The organism is Burkholderia sp. YIM B11467 (assembly GCF_052952715.1).
In genome coordinates, this window is record NZ_JBQVSQ010000002.1 from 638,913 (window position 1) to 654,942 (window position 16,030).

Annotated in this window: 17 protein-coding genes; 7 read left to right on the forward strand and 10 right to left on the reverse strand. The window is 67.4% G+C overall.

Features of this window, described 5'->3' with window-relative positions; all coding sequences use genetic code 11:
• The first annotated feature begins 144 nt into the window (after positions 1 to 144).
• From ACTRWB_RS10030 to ACTRWB_RS10040, 3 genes are all read left to right on the forward strand, one after another.
• A complete protein-coding gene (locus tag ACTRWB_RS10030) occupies positions 145 to 1,077 on the forward strand; it encodes an AEC family transporter (protein WP_446901778.1) in 933 nt (310 codons plus the stop codon).
• A 132-nt stretch (positions 1,078 to 1,209) separates the two neighbouring features.
• A complete protein-coding gene (locus ACTRWB_RS10035) occupies positions 1,210 to 2,142 on the forward strand; it encodes a DMT family transporter (RefSeq protein WP_446901779.1) in 933 nt (310 codons plus the stop codon).
• Positions 2,143 to 2,437: 295 nt separating this feature from the next.
• On the forward strand, positions 2,438 to 2,812 hold the full coding sequence (locus ACTRWB_RS10040) for a COG4315 family predicted lipoprotein (RefSeq protein ID WP_446901780.1): 375 nt from the start codon (positions 2,438 to 2,440) through the stop codon (positions 2,810 to 2,812).
• A 116-nt stretch (positions 2,813 to 2,928) separates the two neighbouring features.
• On the opposite strand, the gene ACTRWB_RS10045 is transcribed toward ACTRWB_RS10040, so the two are convergent.
• Positions 2,929 to 4,446, reverse strand: a complete 1,518-nt coding sequence (locus ACTRWB_RS10045) for a CoA-acylating methylmalonate-semialdehyde dehydrogenase (RefSeq protein ID WP_343493813.1) — start codon at positions 4,444 to 4,446, stop codon at positions 2,929 to 2,931.
• Positions 4,447 to 4,495: 49 nt separating this feature from the next.
• The gene (locus ACTRWB_RS10050) at positions 4,496 to 5,854 is read right to left on the reverse strand and encodes an aminotransferase class III-fold pyridoxal phosphate-dependent enzyme (protein ID WP_446901781.1); all 1,359 of its coding nucleotides are present in this window, start codon (positions 5,852 to 5,854) and stop codon (positions 4,496 to 4,498) included.
• A 105-nt stretch (positions 5,855 to 5,959) separates the two neighbouring features.
• On the opposite strand from ACTRWB_RS10050, the gene ACTRWB_RS10055 reads away from it, so the two are divergent.
• Positions 5,960 to 6,910 (forward strand): LysR family transcriptional regulator, encoded by a 951-nt coding sequence (locus ACTRWB_RS10055; RefSeq protein ID WP_446901782.1) that lies wholly within the window; start codon positions 5,960 to 5,962, stop codon positions 6,908 to 6,910.
• 82 nt (positions 6,911 to 6,992) lie between these two features.
• Here ACTRWB_RS10055 and ACTRWB_RS10060 read toward each other — a convergent pair whose 3' ends face one another.
• The 3 genes from ACTRWB_RS10060 to ACTRWB_RS10070 are packed head-to-tail and all read right to left on the reverse strand — an operon-like array spanning position 6,993 to position 9,106.
• Positions 6,993 to 8,249: an MFS transporter gene (locus ACTRWB_RS10060; protein WP_446901783.1), complete on the reverse strand. Its 1,257-nt coding sequence runs from the start codon at positions 8,247 to 8,249 to the stop codon at positions 6,993 to 6,995.
• Positions 8,246 to 8,581: a hypothetical protein gene (locus tag ACTRWB_RS10065; RefSeq protein ID WP_129514811.1), complete on the reverse strand. Its 336-nt coding sequence runs from the start codon at positions 8,579 to 8,581 to the stop codon at positions 8,246 to 8,248. Before ACTRWB_RS10065 ends, ACTRWB_RS10060 begins: the two co-directional genes overlap by 4 nt.
• A gap of 36 nt (positions 8,582 to 8,617) precedes the next feature.
• The gene (locus tag ACTRWB_RS10070) at positions 8,618 to 9,106 is read right to left on the reverse strand and encodes a MarR family winged helix-turn-helix transcriptional regulator (RefSeq protein ID WP_446901784.1); all 489 of its coding nucleotides are present in this window, start codon (positions 9,104 to 9,106) and stop codon (positions 8,618 to 8,620) included.
• Between the two features lie 159 nt (positions 9,107 to 9,265).
• Here ACTRWB_RS10070 and ACTRWB_RS10075 point away from each other — a divergent pair, with 159 nt between their 5' ends.
• The gene (locus ACTRWB_RS10075; RefSeq protein ID WP_446901785.1) at positions 9,266 to 9,757 is read left to right on the forward strand and encodes a 2,4'-dihydroxyacetophenone dioxygenase family protein; all 492 of its coding nucleotides are present in this window, start codon (positions 9,266 to 9,268) and stop codon (positions 9,755 to 9,757) included.
• An 82-nt stretch (positions 9,758 to 9,839) separates the two neighbouring features.
• Here the strand turns inward: ACTRWB_RS10075 and ACTRWB_RS10080 are convergent, their stop codons facing one another.
• The gene (locus ACTRWB_RS10080) at positions 9,840 to 10,424 is read right to left on the reverse strand and encodes a hypothetical protein (protein ID WP_446901786.1); all 585 of its coding nucleotides are present in this window, start codon (positions 10,422 to 10,424) and stop codon (positions 9,840 to 9,842) included.
• Positions 10,425 to 10,672: 248 nt separating this feature from the next.
• Positions 10,673 to 11,524 carry a class I SAM-dependent methyltransferase gene (locus ACTRWB_RS10085; protein WP_446901787.1) on the reverse strand — a complete coding sequence of 284 codons (852 nt, stop codon included), beginning with the start codon at positions 11,522 to 11,524 and terminating at the stop codon, positions 10,673 to 10,675.
• A 131-nt stretch (positions 11,525 to 11,655) separates the two neighbouring features.
• Between ACTRWB_RS10085 and ACTRWB_RS10090 the strand changes: the two genes are divergently transcribed.
• Positions 11,656 to 12,630, forward strand: a complete 975-nt coding sequence (locus ACTRWB_RS10090; RefSeq protein WP_446901788.1) for a LysR family transcriptional regulator — start codon at positions 11,656 to 11,658, stop codon at positions 12,628 to 12,630.
• Between the two features lie 28 nt (positions 12,631 to 12,658).
• On the opposite strand, the gene ACTRWB_RS10095 is transcribed toward ACTRWB_RS10090, so the two are convergent.
• The 3 genes from ACTRWB_RS10095 to ACTRWB_RS10105 all read right to left on the reverse strand — a co-directional run bounded on the left by ACTRWB_RS10095 (position 12,659) and on the right by ACTRWB_RS10105 (position 14,781).
• Positions 12,659 to 13,117, reverse strand: coding sequence for an MEKHLA domain-containing protein (locus tag ACTRWB_RS10095; protein WP_446901789.1), 459 nt, complete (start codon positions 13,115 to 13,117; stop codon positions 12,659 to 12,661).
• A gap of 222 nt (positions 13,118 to 13,339) precedes the next feature.
• The gene (locus ACTRWB_RS10100) at positions 13,340 to 13,666 is read right to left on the reverse strand and encodes a hypothetical protein (protein WP_193100622.1); all 327 of its coding nucleotides are present in this window, start codon (positions 13,664 to 13,666) and stop codon (positions 13,340 to 13,342) included.
• Between the two features lie 155 nt (positions 13,667 to 13,821).
• The gene (locus ACTRWB_RS10105) at positions 13,822 to 14,781 is read right to left on the reverse strand and encodes a GlxA family transcriptional regulator (protein WP_446901790.1); all 960 of its coding nucleotides are present in this window, start codon (positions 14,779 to 14,781) and stop codon (positions 13,822 to 13,824) included.
• Positions 14,782 to 14,917: 136 nt separating this feature from the next.
• Between ACTRWB_RS10105 and ACTRWB_RS10110 the strand changes: the two genes are divergently transcribed.
• Complete coding sequence (locus ACTRWB_RS10110) at positions 14,918 to 15,718, forward strand: SDR family NAD(P)-dependent oxidoreductase (protein ID WP_446901791.1); 801 nt, start codon at positions 14,918 to 14,920, stop codon at positions 15,716 to 15,718.
• Positions 15,719 to 16,030: the final 312 nt, after the last annotated feature.

A 16,030-nucleotide genomic window follows, 5' to 3' on the forward strand; every position in this document is an offset into this window, starting at 1 on the left:
GCTTGCGCGTGTTAACTTGGCGGCATCGTTACTCTTTCGATTGCGTGTCGCCATGTTGCCCGTCGGATGGATTCCCGCCTCGATTAGCCGCACTGCCTGCCGGCCGCTCCGCGCGTTCCGCCCGGCCCGCGTGAAGGTGCGCCGATGATCGGCCCGATCCTGCTCGCGCTGGCGCCGGTCGCGCTGCTGGTCGCATTCGGACATGGCCTGCGCCGCACGGGCTTCATCGCCGAAGCGTTCTGGCCGCAGGCCGAGCGGCTTTGCTACTACGTGCTGCTGCCCGCACTGTTCGCGGACGGCCTCGCGAACGCGCGGCTGCAATCGTTGCCCGTTTTACCGCTCGCGGCAGCGCTGGTCGGTTCGACCGCGCTCGCCGCGGCGCTTCTTCTGCTGGTCCGCCGGTTCGTCCGGGTCGACGGCGCCGGCTTCACGTCGGTGTTCCAGGGCGCCGTGCGCTTCAACAACTATGTCGGCACCGCGCTGGCGGCCGGGCTGTTCGGCGCGCAAGGCATCGCGCTCGCGGCCGTGTGCGTCGCGGCGATCGTCCCGACCGTCAACCTGATGTGCGTGCTGGTCTTCGCGCGCTACGGCGACACGCGGCTCGGTGCGGCGGCGCTTGCGCGGCAGATCCTGTCGAATCCGCTGGTCGTCGCATGCGCGCTCGGGATCGCGATGCAGGCCGGCGGCGTCGCGTTCCCGGCCGCGGTCGAACCGGCCGTGCGCGCGCTCGGCGCCGCATCGATGCCGCTCGGCCTGCTGTGTGTGGGCGCCGCGCTGAAATTCGATGCGGCCCGCGCGTGGCTGCAGCCGGTCTGCGTCGCGTCGGCATTCAAGTTCCTGGCGATGCCGCTCATCACGCTCGCGGCCGGCCGCCTGTTCGGGCTCGGCGATGCGGCACTGACCGTCGCGCTGCTGTTCCAGGCGCTGCCGACCTCGTCGGCGTCGTACATCATGGCGCGCCAGCTCGGTGGCGATGCACCGCTGATGGCCGGCATCACCGCGTTCCAGACGATCGCGGCGGCCCTCGCGATGCCGGTCGTGCTGACAGCGCTCGCGTCGGCCCCCGCGTTTCGCTGACGGCGCCGCACCGGCACCCGACCATCTATCCCCTGAATCAGCCTGCAGGCCAGCCAGCGCGCGGTTCGGCATCGTCAGCCGCGCACGGTCGCGCACGCGTTGCCGCAGGCGCCTTTCGAGAAACCCCGTCTCATGAACGCTCCCGCCCCACCCGCCGGCATCGTCGCCAACCGGCCGAACGCGGCCATCTACGTGAAGCTCACGCTCGTCGCGCTGTTCTGGGGCGGGACGTTCATCGCGGGCCGGATCCTGGCTGCCACGATGTCCGCGACCTCGGCGGCCACCGGCCGCTTCGCGATCGCCGCGCTGCTGCTGGTCGTGCTGACGTGGAAGATCGAAGGCGGGCTGCCGAAGCTGAGCGGCCGCCAGATCGCGACGACCTTCGGACTCGGCGCGACCGGCATCTTTCTGTACAACGTGTGCTTTTTCGCGGCGCTCGCGCGGATGCCGGCCGGTCGCACCGCGCTGTTCGTCGCGCTGAATCCGGTCGCCACCGCCGTGTTGCTGTCGGTCGTCGTGCGCGAACGCCTGTCGCTGTCGCGCTGGGCCGGCATCGCCGTCGCACTGTTCGGCGCGCTGATCGTGATCAGCCGCGGCGAATTGCTGCGCGTGCTGACCGATCTCGGCAACACGTTCGGCGCCGGCGAGCGCTACATGCTGTGCGCGGTATTGAGCTGGGCCGCCTATACCGTGATCGGCCGGCGCGCGCTCGACGGGCTGTCGCCGCTGGCGGCCACGACGTATGCGGCGCTGTGGGGTCTTGGATTGCTGCTCGTCGCGCACCTGTTCGGCTCGCACGCGAGCAGCGGCACGCCGCTGACGTGGCAGGCCGTCGCGTCGATGATCTACCTCGGTGCCATCGGCACGGTGGTCGCGTTCGTCTGGTATTCGCAGGGAATTCGCGAACTCGGGCCGGCCCGCGCCGCCGTGTTCACCAATCTGGTGCCGGTGTTCGGCGTGCTGCTGTCGGTCGCGCTGCTCGGCGAACCGCTGTCGCCGTCGATGCTGGCCGGCGGCGCACTCGTGATCGCGGGCGTCGCGCTGACCAATCGCGCGCGGCGCTGACGCGTTGATCTGCGCGCCGGCCGGGCTCGGGGACGGATGCCGAATCCGGAATCGCGACGGCCTTCGCTGCGCCGTTGCGCGACACCTGCACCCGGCCGATACGCACCCCGTTCTACTCGCAGCCCCGCCAAAAACCGCCTATCGTGAATGTAGCGCCCCGTTTGCCGCCATCCGACCCTGCGTCGCTCGCGCCGGCGGCGACGGCACCGCGTTCCGGCACCATTCATCGCGATCCTGGCGCACGCTCGCCCGTGCGCGCGACCGCGGCCGCCCACCGGACTACCAGGAGGCACACATGAAAGCCGTGTTGTTCGTCAGTTCCGCCCTGCTTGCCATTGCATCTGCTTCAGCCTCGGCCCAAGGCTCGATCACGAAAGTCGAAAACGGCGCGCTCGTCGCCGCGAACGGAATGACCGTCTACGTATTCGACCATGACAAGCCCAACGCCGGCACCAGCGCCTGCTCGGGCCAGTGCGAATCGTTCTGGCCGCCGTACAAGGCCAGCGCGACCGACGTTCCGGCCGGGCCCTACACGATCGTCAAGCGTGACGACGGCAGCCCGCAATGGGCGTACAAGGGCAAGCCGCTGTACTTCTTCTCGAAGGACATGAAACAGGGCGACCGTAACGGCGACAACTTCAAGGACATGTGGCACGTGGCCACGCCGTAAGCGTTCTTCCGCCGACTTCCGCACAATCGGCGCGGACGTAACAAAGCCCGCCCGGATCGTCGATCGGGGCGGGCCTTTGCGCCGTTACGCCAGCTGCGTTGCAGCCGAAATGCGCGTCAGCGGTTCGACGGGAAGCTGAACACCGTCCCTTCGCGCACGCCGGCCGACGGCCAGCGCTGCGTGATCGTCTTGCGCTTCGTGTAGAAGCGCACGGCGTCCGGGCCGTACGCGTGCAGGTCGCCGAACAGCGAACGCTTCCAGCCGCCGAACGAGTGGTACGCAACCGGCACCGGCAGCGGCACGTTGATGCCGACCATGCCGATCTGGATGTTGTCGCTGAAGTAGCGTGCGGCCTCGCCGTCGCGCGTGAACAGGCACGTGCCGTTGCCGTATTCGTGCGCGTCGATCAGCGCCATCGCCTCGTCGAGCGACTTCAGCCGGATCACGCCGAGCACGGGCCCGAAGATCTCGTGCTGATAGATCGGCATGCCGGGCTTCACGTTGTCGAACAGGCACGGGCCGAGGTAGTAACCGCCGTCGTGGCCGTCGACCTTCACGCCGCGGCCGTCGACGACGAGCGTCGCGCCCGCTGCCACACCCGCTTCGACGAAACCCGTCACCTTCTCGAAATGCTGTTGCGTGACGAGCGGGCCCATGTCGACGCCCGCGCCGTTGCCGGGGCCGACCTTCATCTTCTCGATCTCGGCCTTCAGGCCGGCGACGACCTTGTCGCCCGTCTCGTCGCCGATCGCGACGACCAGCGGAATCGCCATGCAGCGCTCGCCGCACGAGCCGTATGCAGCGCCCATCAGCGCGTTCACCGCGTTGCCGATGTCGGCATCCGGCATCACGACCGCGAAGTTCTTCGCGCCGCCGAGCGCCTGCACGCGCTTGCCGTGCGCGCAGCCGGTCGAGTAGATGTATTCGGCGATCGGCGTCGAGCCGACGAAGCTCACGGCCTTCACGCGCGAATCGGTCAGGATCGTGTCGACTGCTTCCTTGTCGCCGTTCACGACGTTCAGCACGCCCGGCGGCAGGCCGGCCTCGACCGCGAGCTCGGCCATGCGCAGCGTCGACGACGGCGTGCGCTCGGACGGCTTCAGCACGAACGTGTTGCCGCACGCGACGGCCATCGGCCACATCCACAGCGGCACCATCACCGGGAAGTTGAACGGCGTGATGCCGGCGACGACGCCAAGCGCCTGGAACTCGCTCCACGAATCGATCGCGGGGCCGACGTTCTTGCTGTGCTCGCCCTTCAGCAGCTCGGGCACGTAGGTCGCGTATTCGACGTTCTCGATCCCGCGCTGCAGTTCGCCCATCGCATCGGCGAGCACCTTGCCGTGCTCGGCCGTGATCAGCGCGCACAGTTCGTCGGCGTGCTCCTCGAGCAGCGTCTTGAAGCGGCTCATCACGCGTGCGCGCTTCAGCGGCGGCGTGTTGCGCCACGCCGGGAACGCGGCCTGCGCGGACGCGATCGCGGCTTCGACGGTCAGCTTGTCGGCGAGCGCGACGCTCTTGTCCGATTCGCCGGTGGCCGGGTCGAACACCGGCTGGACGCGGCTGCCGCCGTCGACGCGCTTGCCGTCGATCAGGTGGCCGAGGGTGGAAGTCACATTGCTGTCGTGTTTCATCGTTCAGGCTCTTTCGTGAATTCGGTTGTCGCTTGGGGCGAGCCGTGGCTCAGTCCACTTCGTTCAGTGCGTCGGACAGCGCGTTGATCAGGTTGTCGATCTCGCGCTTCTCGGCGATGAACGGCGGCGCGAGCTGGATCGTGTCGCCGCCGTAGCGCACGTAGAAGCCCTTCGCCCAGCAGCGCATCGCGATCTCGTACGGGCGCCGTGCCGGTTCGCCCGGCAGCGCCGCGATCGTCAGGCCGGCCGCGAGGCCGTAGTTGCGGATGTCCGTGATGTGACGCTGGCCTTTCAGGCCGTGCACGGCCGCCTCGAAATGCGGCGCGAGCTCGCGCACGCGGCCCACCGCGTCTTCCTTCACCAGCAGGTCGAGCGCCGCGACGCCGGCCGCGCATGCCACCGGATGCGCCGAATACGTGTAGCCGTGCGGGAACTCGAGCATGTACTCGGGGCCGCCTGCCGCCATGAACGTGTCGTAGATTTCCTTGGTCGCGATCACGCCGCCGAGCGGCTGCACGCCGTTCGTCACCTGCTTCGCGAAGTTCATGATGTCCGGCGTCACGCCGAACGCGTCGGCGCCCGTCATCGCGCCGGCACGGCCGAAGCCCGTGATGACTTCATCGAAGATCAGCAGGATGTCGTGCGCGGTACAGATGTCGCGCAGACGCTTCAGATAACCCTTCGGCGGCACGACCACGCCGGCCGAGCCGGAGAACGGCTCGACGATCACGGCCGCGATGTTCGATGCATCGTGCAGCGCGATCAGATCGAGCAGGCGGTCGGCCAGCTCGGCGCCGTGCTCGGGCATCCCGCGCGAGAACTTGTTCTCGGCGAGCTGCGTGTGCGGCAGGAAATCGGCGTCGAGGCCCTGGCCGAACAGCTTGCGGTTCGGCCCGATGCCGCCGACCGAGATGCCGCCGAAGTTCACGCCGTGGTAGCCCTTCTCGCGGCCGATCAGGCGCGTCTTCGTGCCCTTGCCCTTCGCGCGCCAGTAGGCGCGGGCCAGCTTCAGCGACGTGTCGGCCGCTTCCGAACCCGAACCCGTGAAGAACACGTAGTCGAGGCCGGCCGGCGTCAGGTCCTTGATCTTGTTCGCGAGTTCGAACGACTTCGGATGGCCGAACTGGAACGCCGGCGCGTAGTCGAGCTGCGCGACCTGGCGGCTCACGGCCTCGACGATTTCCGTGCGGCCGTGACCGAGGCCCGTGCACCAGAGGCCCGACAGCCCGTCGAAGATCTTGCGGCCTTCGCCATCCGTGTAATACGCGCCCTGACCCGACACGATCATGCGCGGGTCGGCCTTGAACTGGCGGTTGGCCGTGAACGGCATCCAGTGCGCGTCGAGCCATGCGGCGTCGGTGCGGATGGTCGTGTCGTCCTGCTGCGCGGCGGTGGTGATGTCGGTCATGTCGGTCGGCGCGGCGCGCCCCTCCTTCTTGTGATGATGTTGCGCATTGTCGGGAGGCCAATTAGTCTCTTCAATATCGCAATATCAATGTTCACTTGCGCAACTATGCAATCAAAGCAACCGAAGAGCCGCGCGCTGCTCGGGCAGCTCAGCGACATGGATCTCCGCCTGCTGCGAGTCTTCAAGGGCGTCGTGCAGTGCGGCGGGATGGCGGCGGCCGAACTGGAACTGAATATCGGCATCTCGACGATCAGCCGGCACGTGAAGGATCTGGAAACGCGCCTCGGCCTCGTGCTGTGCCGGCGCGGCCGCGCGGGCTTCACGCTGACGGCCGAGGGGCAGACGGTGTACGAGGAGACGTTGCGGCTGCTCGCGTCGATGGAGGCATTTCGCAGCAGGATCGACGGCATTCACGACCGGATGGGCGGAGAATTGCACATCGCGGTGTTCGACAAGACGGCCACCAACGCAAACGCGCGCCTCGGCGACGCGATACGCCAGTTCGCCGACGAGGCGCCGGACGTCGCGCTGAACCTGCACGTCGCATCGATCAACGAGGTCGAGCGCGGGATCATCGACGGCAGCTACCAGGTCGGGATCATTCCCGCGCACCGCAATTCGGGCAGCCTCGTGTATTCGGAACTGTTCGATGAACGGATGCTGCTGTACTGCGGCCGCCAGCATCCGCTCTACGACGCGCCGCACAGCAAGCTCACGTGGACGACGATTCGCAACCACGCGTTCGCGGGGCTCGGCTTCCATTCGCCGAACATGGAACTGAGCCATCGCGCGAAGCTCACGCGCAGCGCGACCGCGTCGGACCAGGAGTCGATCGCGACGCTGATCCTGTCCGGTCGTTATCTCGGCTTCCTGCCCGACCATTACGCGGAAAGTTTCGAAACCAAGGGGCTGATGCAGCCGATCGCGCCGCACCGGTTCAATTACCGGTGCCGGTTCGTGAGCCTGCTGCGGCGCTCGCCACGGCCGTCGCGGGCCGCGCTGCTGTTCCAGTCGTGCCTGGAAGCCGCGCATGCGGCGGCCCGGCCTGCGGCGTAGGCAGCGCACGTGGGGAATCTGGTTCCCTGCGGTGCGCCGGGCGGCATCGCATAACGGACGGGCGCGGCGGCGCCCTTTTACGTCACACGCGTTCGCCCTGGTCAGCCGCGCCGCCTGCGCGCAGCCTGGCCCGGCTGCGCTTCACGAAATGCGTCGCGACGAGCGCGGCCGCAAAGCCGGACGCCGCGCCGACACCGAGCGCCCAGCGCGGGCCGAGATGGTTCGCGACCCAGCCCGCCACCGGCGCGCCGATCGGCGTGCCGCCGAGCGCGACCGCGAGGCGCAGCGCCATCACGCGGCCGCGCATCGCCGGCTCGGTGGATAGCTGCATCAGGCTGTTGGTCGAGTTCATGAAGGTGATCGCGGCGATCCCGGTCAGCACGAGCGCGGCGGCAAACAGCCAGTAGCTCGGCGCCAGCGCGGCGAGCGTGCAGCCGAGCCCGAACAGCGCCGCGCCGAACCACAGATGCCGGAACCGCGGCTGTTCGCGGCGGGCCGCGAGCAGCGCGCCCGTCACGGTGCCGACCGCCATCATCGACGACAGGACACCGAAGCCGCGCGCATCGACGTGGAACACGCTGGCCGCCATCGTCGAGATGAACAGCTGGAAATTGAGCCCGAACGTGCCGATCAGGAACAGCATCACGAGGATTGCCTTCAGGTCATCGCGCCGCCACACATAACGGAACCCGTCGAGCAGCCCGCTGCGCGAGCGGCCCGCCCGTACATTCGCGCGCAGTTCGTCCTCCCGGAGCAGCGACAACGACGCCAGCACCGCGAAGAAGCTGAGCCCGTTGGCGAGGAACGCCCAGCCGGTGCCGATCGACGCGATCAGGAACCCGGCCGCCGCCGGGCCGATCATCCGCGCCGCGTTGAACGACGTCGAATTGAGCGCGACCGCGTTCGCCAGTTCCCGGTCGCCGACCAGTTCCGCGACGAAGGTCTGCCGCACGGGCGCGTCGAACGCCGCTGCGCAGCCGAACAGGAACGCGAAGATGTACACATGCTCGAGCTGCACGACGCCGGTGACCGTCAGCGCGCCGAGCACCAGCGCCAGCACGCCCATCAGCCCCTGCGTCACCATCAGCAGCTTGCGCTGGTCGAAGCGGTCGGCCGCGTAGCCGGTCCACGGCAACAGCAGGAGCTGCGGCCCGAACTGCAGCGCCATCACCGTGCCGACCGCCGATGCGTCGTGATGCGTGAGCTGCGTGAGCACGAGCCAGTCCTGCGCGGTGCGCTGGATCCACGTGCCGATGTTCGATACCAGCGCGCCGATCGCCCACACGCGGTAGTTGAAACTCCGAAGCGAACGGAACACGCCTGCCGCCGGCACGCTCATGGCCGCTCCCGTTCCGGATCGTTGCCGCCGTGCAGCGCGCCGAAGCGTCGTGCCAGGAACAGGCCGAGCGCAAGAATGCCCAGGCCGAGCGCGGCCGCGTCGGCCGTCGCGTTCAGGTCGAACTCGCCGACTCGGCGGACCAGCGCATAGCCGATCACGAGATTGACCATGCCCCACACGACATTGACGGTCGACGACGACAGCCCTCGGCCGGGCGGATTCGCGAACGGCGTCTGGAACGGCTCGCCGCGCAGCCCGCTGACGAGATGCGGCACGGCGTTCGCGAGAAACGCGCCGCCGAAGAAGTACGACACGAGATGGAGCAGGTTCATGTTCTGGTTTTCCTCCCGCCGGGCGGGTCGATGGGGTTACGGGCGGGCCGATTCCTGGAATTCCGCGAGCCGCTGCAGCAGCTTCACCGCCGACGCGAGTTCGGCCTGTTCCCGCGCCGACAACTGCGCGTGCAGCGCGCGGAACAGCCAGTCGTCCTTGGCCGCGCGGTTGGCCTGCAGCACCTTGCGGAAACCGGGCGTGAGCGCGATCAGCGTCTGCCGGCCGTCGGTCGGATCGGGCGCGCCGCTGACGGCGCCCATCGTTTCCAGCGCCGCCACCGTCACGCGCATCGACTGCGGGCGCACGCTTTCGGCGCGGGCAAGCGCCGACACGGTCGCGGGACCGTCGCGGTCGAGCCGCAGCAACACCGATCTCTGGGAAGACGTGAGGTCGTTCGGGCGGGTCTGCTCCCGCATCCGCCGCATCAGCTTGCCGACCGAGATGCGGAGTTCGCCGGCGAGACCGGCCAGGGGGAGCGTTTCGGGGGACGAGGATGGCGTGTTCATGACGCGATGATAGTCCATATACAGAAAAACTGTACAGTTTGACTGTATATATCGATGCGCAGCCGACGCGTGTTCGCAGCGGCCCGAGAATCGGAGACGAACGCGAAACGTCGCGTTCGGCCGCGCGATCCGGCTCTGCGATAATGCGGGCTCCCCATTTCCGCACCATCGCCCGCCATGACGCAGCCGTCCGCCCCGCTTCCCACCGACCTGCCGCCGATCTCGTGCCTGCCCGGCGACGCGCTGCCGTGGCTACCGATGAGCGCCGACCTGCCGGGGCTGGCGATCAAGTACCTGCATATCAACGCGGCCGAGGACACGCTGACCGCGCTACTGAAGATGCCGGCCGGCGGCACGCTGCCGCGCCACCGCCATGACGGCGAGGTGTTCGTCCATACGCTGCAGGGCGCGTGGCGCTACCGCGAATACGACTGGGTCGCGCACGCCGGCTCGACGGTGCTCGAACCGGCCGGCTCGGTGCATACGCCGGAAACGCTCGGTGCGCCTGGTGAGGACGTGATCACGCTGAACGTGATGCGCGGCGATCTCGTGCTGCTCGACGACGACGGCCGCGAAACCGCGCGCGAGAATTGCCGTGTCGCGCTGCTGCGCCAGCGCAAGCATGCGCGCACGGCGCCGGACGACGCCGTGGCGTTCGTGACGCGCTGACGTCAGGGGAGTCGGATCAAGCGATCGGAGCATGCGCGCCCGGCGTCGAAATACCGGGGCCGCGCCGCATCGCCGAACCGGCTTAGACAGCGGACCGCCGGATCAACTGGCGCAGCGACAGCGCGTGCAGCAGGATCGAGGTCGGCACCACGAACGCCGGGGTCAACACATCCGGATAAACGCCGGCACCGATGCTCGGCACATTCGGAACGATCAGTTGGAACCGTCCGGGCGACGTGATCATGCCCAACGTGATCGCGATGGCAAAATCCGCGAGGCCGAAGAGGTTCCACATGATCGCCGCCCTCCGACCCTCGGCCGTGCCGGTCGCGACGGCGATGGCCGCCGGCACGGCGAACACGCCGGTCAGCACGTCGCCGATTCCCGCCGGCAACGCAAACACGCCCGGCATCCCGCCATGCAGCCACGCGGCGAGCGCCCAACCGCCGAATACGCGGTAAAGCTGAAGCGCGACGAGCCACGTCGCCGGCATCGCATCGAGCACCTGCCCGACCCGCCGCGACAACAGCAACAGTGGCGCGCCGATCAGCACCGGCAGAACGATCGCCAACGGCAGCAAAGGCGGCGCGTCCGGCGAGCCCGCGCGGAACGTGCCGTCGATGGCCGCGCTCCACGCGACAGCGAACCAAAGCGTGTACGGAATCATGACCGCAAGCCAGGTCGTGCTGCGTTGGCCCGGCGTCAGGCCGGTGCGTTCGAGGCCGAGCCATAACCCGATCGCGACGACCGCATGGACCGTCAGTTGGTGAGCGGTAGCCGGAACGCCGCTCGCCGGGATGGCCGGCTGCCAGTAGATCAGGCCGAGCCACACGACTGTCAGCGGTACGATCCAGAGCAGGCCGCGCCAGGCAGCGCGCGACGGAACGATACCGGCACGAAAAGGAGCGGTTGTCATCAGCGGGCCTCCACGCGGCTCGGGGTATGCGCGGCGTCGGCCTCGAACACCGCGGTGAGAATGCCGACCCGGCCTTCGACGAGATTGCGTCCCAGGTTCGCGAACAGTTGCGCGAAGTCCGGCCCCAGCACGATGCCGAGATTCGGCGACGGCGGCGGCCCGGACGCGCGCCGTTGGGCGATCCACGCTTTGGCGGCCTCCGTGCCATCTTGCCAGGTCAGCGTGCGGAAACCGGCTGCCTCGATGGCCTCGCGTGTTGCATCGGCCGTCATCAGGAAGCTCGTGGCCGAGGTTCGCGCCCACGGAACGGGATAGTGCAGTTCGCTGCCGTTGGCGACGACGTCGTACGTCGCGAATTTGCCGTCCGGCTTCAGCACGCGCCGGATCTCGCGGTAAAGCCGTGCGCGATCGGCAATGTTCATCGCCACATGCTGCAGCAACACGACATCGAAACAGCCATCGTCGAACGGAAGATCCAGCGCGCTGGCGGTACGAAACGACACTTGCCCGCTCTGCCCGGTGCGCTGCGCGAGATAGCGTGCAGCATCCACGAACGGCTCGCTGAGGTCGATGCCCGTCACCCGGCAGCCACGGGTTGCAGCCAGCACGCGAGCCGGCCCGCCGATGCCCGACCCGACGTCCAGCACCGTCGTGTCGGCCGTGATCCCGACCAGTTCGGCAAGCTCGTCGGTAGCAGCCAGCCCGCGCGTGTGAAACTGGTCTAGGGCATCCAGTTGCCGCGGTGTGAACAGTTGATCCTCCGGTCCAAGCTCCGTGAGTGCGGCTTTCAGCCGCTCGGTCAGGCCGGTCGCGCGATAGTGCTCGCGCACGCCATCCAGTGCATCGTTCATGGTGAGTTCCTCCATGGTTTCGAGCAGATCGTTTCGGGCTTGCGTACCGAGATCGGCGCGATGCCTCGTCTGCATGTGCAGGTGTACCATGGCCGCTGGCGAGCGACTATTCATCACAATGTTGATGGGCCATGAAGCAGAACTTCACAGTCAGGCAAGGCGCGCTCGACGGCGTGGAAGCGTTCCTCAGCGTTGCCCGGCATCGCAGTTTTCGCCGCGCGGCCGCCGAACTCGGCGTGACGCCGTCGGCCGTCAGTCAGGCCGTGCGTGTGCTTGAAGAACGCATTGGCGCCGCACTCTTCATCCGCACCACGCGCAGTGTCGGCCTGACCGAAGCCGGCGAACGATTTCTGTCGCGTGCCAAGCCGGCGTTCGAAGAGCTCGTTGCCGCCGGCGAGGTCGCACGCGATCTCGGCCAGCGGCCCACCGGACTGTTGCGACTTTCGGTGCCGCGCGCGGTGGTGCCGATCCTGCTGGAACCGCTGATTGCCTCCTTCTGCCGCGCGTATCCCGAGATCGAAGTCGAGATTGCCGCGAACGAAGCGTTGGTCGATCTCGCGGCGGAAGGGTTCGACGCCGGCATCCGCCTGGGCCAGTTCGTCGACGCCGACATGGTCGCGGTGCCGTTGACGCCGCCGTTCCGTCTCGCCATCGTCGGCAGTCCGACCTACTTCACCGGCCGAAACCGTCCCGAACGCGTGGACGATCTGCGCGAACATGCGTGCTTGCGATGGCGGAGATCCAGCGGTGCGATCGCGCCGTGGTCATTCAACGACGACAACGATCGCGAGATCGAGGTCGCCGTATCAGGCCCGTTCATCGCGCATGATTTTCCTACCCTGCTGGGTGCGGCAGTCGAAGGTCTGGGCCTTGCGCAGCTACCTGAGCCGATGGTCTCGGAAGCGCTGAAAGCGGGAACCCTGGTGCACGTGCTGGAGCCGTTTGCGCCGGTGAGGCCCGGCGTGTTTCTCTACTATCCGGGCCGCCGGCAGATCATGCCGAAGCTGCGCGCGTTCATCGATCACGTGAAGAACCACCCGCCAGGTCCCGGCAAAGTCGCGGCGCATCTTGCACCGGGGCGCGCAGGACCGAGGAAAAACGGATGATGTTCTCTTGAATGATTGCTATGCGCGATCAGATGTCACGCGTACGCGGGATGACAACCGCCTGGCCGTGCAGTGTGCCGTCGGCGTCGAGTAGTTGCCACAGCGTGGCTTCCTCGATCATGAAGCGCTGGCCTGACTTGGTGACCCGCACGCCCTTGTAGCCCGCCTCGTAGCCGAGCCGCTGTACGCGTGCGAGGAATTGCTCCCGCTCCTCGCGATTCGGGGCCTCAGCTGAAAGTCGGGACGGCAGTCGGGTAATTTCATCCCAGCTATACCCGAACCGGCGCTGCGCAGCCTTGTTGCCGTAAATAAAGAGCGGGTCAGGATCGGTGTTGTGCGCGAGTACCGCAAACGGCGCACGCTCATAGAGCCATTCGGCAGCTTCGACCACGGGCATGGCCTGAGGCACCAGGGGGCGGCCAAGCAGCTGGGCATAGCTGTCGGCAAGGAGCTGATAGAAGGCTGGATTGCTGTGGAGTGGGATCATCTGAGACATCTCGACGGAGATCGTGGGGCCCGTCTGCGCGACTGTGGTGGCGCTCACGATACCGCATCTGCAGGCTAAGGTTCCTTGTTTCCCGGCGTCCGGCGGCGGCAGTGGGCGGTGATTGATCAATCGGCCGGGAAATGATGCGAAGCGGGCATTCCACTGTCCGAGGTATGCAAGCGGTCCTCCAATTCGACGTAAACCGGTCATTCGTCTTGCAAGCTATCGTGGCAGAACCGTCGTGTAATTCCACCCTCGCGCTTGTGTTAGCCATTGATCGTACATCTTTTGGCGATCTACCAGCTTCATGCTCAGCGCTGCCATGGCCATATACTCCAGCACGCGCCAGTTCGCATCGCCCCCCATCCTGAAAGAGGCTTCGATGGCGTCCAACGCCAGTTCGAGTTCGTTGCGCGTCAGGAACTCCTCAAATTCGGCGATCTCATCCGCGCACACGCCTTCGGCAGTTTCCGAGAGGTGGGCTCGCGCATCACGAAGATATTCCGAGGTCTTGCTCCAGTTCGAGTGGAAATCGCGATCAGCCGCCATGTGTGTTCTCTTCCGGTCAGATACACCCAATTGTCAGCAATTTAAACTCAAGTGTCGAATAGCGGATTGTGGCCGAATCCAGCCGGCAACAGCCCTCGCCCCCACCCAAGCCGAGCCGATTCATCCACCTGCCCCTGCCTTAGGCGACTACCGGCCTAACGACCTCCCCGGTCGTCCATACGCGCATCGCGACGCATCGCCTGCGGCGGCACGCCGAACCCGCGCACGAACGCCTCGCGCATATGCCGGCGATCGCGAAAACCATTCTCCTTCGCGATCACGTCGAGCGGATGGCGGCTCTGTTCGATCATTAGCCGCGCCGACTCGAGCCGCAGCCGCTCGATCGCCTTCGCGGGCGACTGCCCCGTTTCGAGCGTAAACACACGACTGAACTGCCGCGGGCTCAGATGAACCGCATCGGCCAGGTCCTCGACCGTCAGCGCGCGGCCGAGGTTCTGCCGCGCGTAGTTCAGCGCGTTCTGGATCCGGTCGGATTTCGGCGCGAGCTCCAGCATTTCCGAATGCTGCGACTGGCCGCCGGCCCGCCGCTGGTGCATCACGAGCTTGTGCGCGACCGAACGCGCGGCTTCCGCGCCGAGATCCTTTTCCACCATCGCGAGCGCGAGGTCGAGGCCGGCCGTCATCCCGGCCGACGTCCAGATCGGACCGTCGACGATGTAGATCCGGTCTTCCTCGACGCGAATCTCCGGATAGTGCCGCTGCATGTCGCGACCGTACGCCCAGTGCGTCGTCGCGCGGCGCTGCGCGAGCAACCCGGCCTCGGCCAGCACGAACGCGCCCGTGCAGATGCCGGCGACCCGCCGCGCGCGCACGTTCGCACGGCGCAGGAACGCGACGACGCCGGCCGGCGCCGGAGCAGTGACCGGATCGTTGACGCCCGCGACGATCCACGTATCGACGTCGAGCCGGCCGCGCAGCGCGCGCGTCGCGACCGACAGCCCGAGCGACGAGCGCACGTCGCCGCCTTCGACCGAATAGTTGTCCATCACGTAGAACGGCTCGCCCGCGCCCAGGTTCGCGTACTCGAACACCGACTGCGCGGCGAGCGCCATGATCTGGAAGCCGTCGCTGATCAGAAAGCCGATTCGGTGCATGTGTGTTCTCCAGTCCCGGGCGGGTCGGTCGGCCCGATGTCCTGAATCATACCCATCTACGTCATTTGTGTCGCGGCGTTCCGAGGCCAGAATGCATTCACGCCATTCGGCTAACTTCATCGAAACGGAGCACATCATGACGCAAACGCATCGCGGTACCGCCCTCATTACCGGCGCCTCGTCGGGCATCGGCGCCCTCTACGCTGACCGGCTCGCGCGCCGCGGCTACGACCTGATCCTGGTCGCGCGCAACCGCGACCGGCTGGCCGCCCTCGCCGAGCGCATCACGAACGACACGCAGCGCAGCGTCGAGATCGTCGACGCGGACCTCAATGACCGCACGGCGCTCGCCGCCGTCGAGGCGAAGCTGAAGCAGGACGCGAGCATCACGCTGCTCGTGAACAACGCGGGTGTCGGCACGCATGCGCCGCTGCTCGACAGCGACGTCGACGCGATGACGCGGATGATCGACCTGAACGTGACCGCGCTCACGCGCCTCACCTATGCGGCGGTGCCCGGCTTCGTCGCACGCGGCCGCGGCGCGGTGATCAACATCTCGTCGATCGTCGCGATCTCGCCGGAAACCTTGAACGGCGTGTACGGCGGCAGCAAGGCGTTCGTGCTCGCGTTCAGCCAGTCGCTGCATCACGAACTCGCCGACAAGGGCGTGCAGGTGCAGGCCGTGCTGCCCGGCGCCACCGCCACCGAGTTCTGGCAGACGGCCGGCCTGCCGGTCGAACACCTGCCGAAGGAAATCGTGATGCCGGCGGCCGACCTGGTCGACGCGGCGCTGGTCGGCTTCGATCGCGGCGAACTCGTGACGATCCCGTCGCTGCAAGCGGGCGACGAATGGGAGGCGTACGAGACCGCGCGCCGCACGATGGCGCCGCACCTGTCGACCGATACGCCGGCACTGCGCTACGCGCCGGCGCGCTGATCGCACCGGAAAACCGGCTGATCGACGGCGGCACGCGCGTCGATCACCGGAACGTGCCGCCGGACGACGCGACGCGCGGCGAATCGGCCGGCGGTCGTCCGGTGTTCGGCGGCACGTTTCCGGGCGCGCGCCGATCGCTTCATTCGTCTGCGGGAAGGCGCCGGCGACGCATGCCGGCCTGCCGCCCGCGGGCCGGGAACGCGGGCCGGATTATTTCCCGGCCAGCGCAAATAGGTCACACAAAAAGCCGATTCCGGTTCGCTTGCCATGCATTCCGCGCAACAGTAAGCTCTACGATTGCAGTTTCCAGAG

Bases quoted from the DNA above. Each gene is read 5' to 3' on its own strand.
- ACTRWB_RS10030 (WP_446901778.1), top strand. From the start codon at position 145: ATGATCGGCCCGATCCTGCTCGCGCTGGCGCCGGTCGCGCTGCTGGTC.
- ACTRWB_RS10035 (WP_446901779.1), top strand. From the start codon at position 1,210: ATGAACGCTCCCGCCCCACCCGCCGGCATCGTCGCCAACCGGCCGAAC.
- ACTRWB_RS10040 (WP_446901780.1), top strand. From the start codon at position 2,438: ATGAAAGCCGTGTTGTTCGTCAGTTCCGCCCTGCTTGCCATTGCATCT.
- ACTRWB_RS10045 (WP_343493813.1), bottom strand. From the start codon at position 4,446: ATGAAACACGACAGCAATGTGACTTCCACCCTCGGCCACCTGATCGAC.
- ACTRWB_RS10050 (WP_446901781.1), bottom strand. From the start codon at position 5,854: ATGACCGACATCACCACCGCCGCGCAGCAGGACGACACGACCATCCGC.
- ACTRWB_RS10055 (WP_446901782.1), top strand. From the start codon at position 5,960: ATGCAATCAAAGCAACCGAAGAGCCGCGCGCTGCTCGGGCAGCTCAGC.
- ACTRWB_RS10060 (WP_446901783.1), bottom strand. From the start codon at position 8,249: ATGAGCGTGCCGGCGGCAGGCGTGTTCCGTTCGCTTCGGAGTTTCAAC.
- ACTRWB_RS10065 (WP_129514811.1), bottom strand. From the start codon at position 8,581: ATGAACCTGCTCCATCTCGTGTCGTACTTCTTCGGCGGCGCGTTTCTC.
- ACTRWB_RS10070 (WP_446901784.1), bottom strand. From the start codon at position 9,106: ATGGACTATCATCGCGTCATGAACACGCCATCCTCGTCCCCCGAAACG.
- ACTRWB_RS10075 (WP_446901785.1), top strand. From the start codon at position 9,266: ATGACGCAGCCGTCCGCCCCGCTTCCCACCGACCTGCCGCCGATCTCG.
- ACTRWB_RS10080 (WP_446901786.1), bottom strand. From the start codon at position 10,424: ATGATTCCGTACACGCTTTGGTTCGCTGTCGCGTGGAGCGCGGCCATC.
- ACTRWB_RS10085 (WP_446901787.1), bottom strand. From the start codon at position 11,524: ATGAACGATGCACTGGATGGCGTGCGCGAGCACTATCGCGCGACCGGC.
- ACTRWB_RS10090 (WP_446901788.1), top strand. From the start codon at position 11,656: ATGAAGCAGAACTTCACAGTCAGGCAAGGCGCGCTCGACGGCGTGGAA.
- ACTRWB_RS10095 (WP_446901789.1), bottom strand. From the start codon at position 13,117: ATGATCCCACTCCACAGCAATCCAGCCTTCTATCAGCTCCTTGCCGAC.
- ACTRWB_RS10100 (WP_193100622.1), bottom strand. From the start codon at position 13,666: ATGGCGGCTGATCGCGATTTCCACTCGAACTGGAGCAAGACCTCGGAA.
- ACTRWB_RS10105 (WP_446901790.1), bottom strand. From the start codon at position 14,781: ATGCACCGAATCGGCTTTCTGATCAGCGACGGCTTCCAGATCATGGCG.
- ACTRWB_RS10110 (WP_446901791.1), top strand. From the start codon at position 14,918: ATGACGCAAACGCATCGCGGTACCGCCCTCATTACCGGCGCCTCGTCG.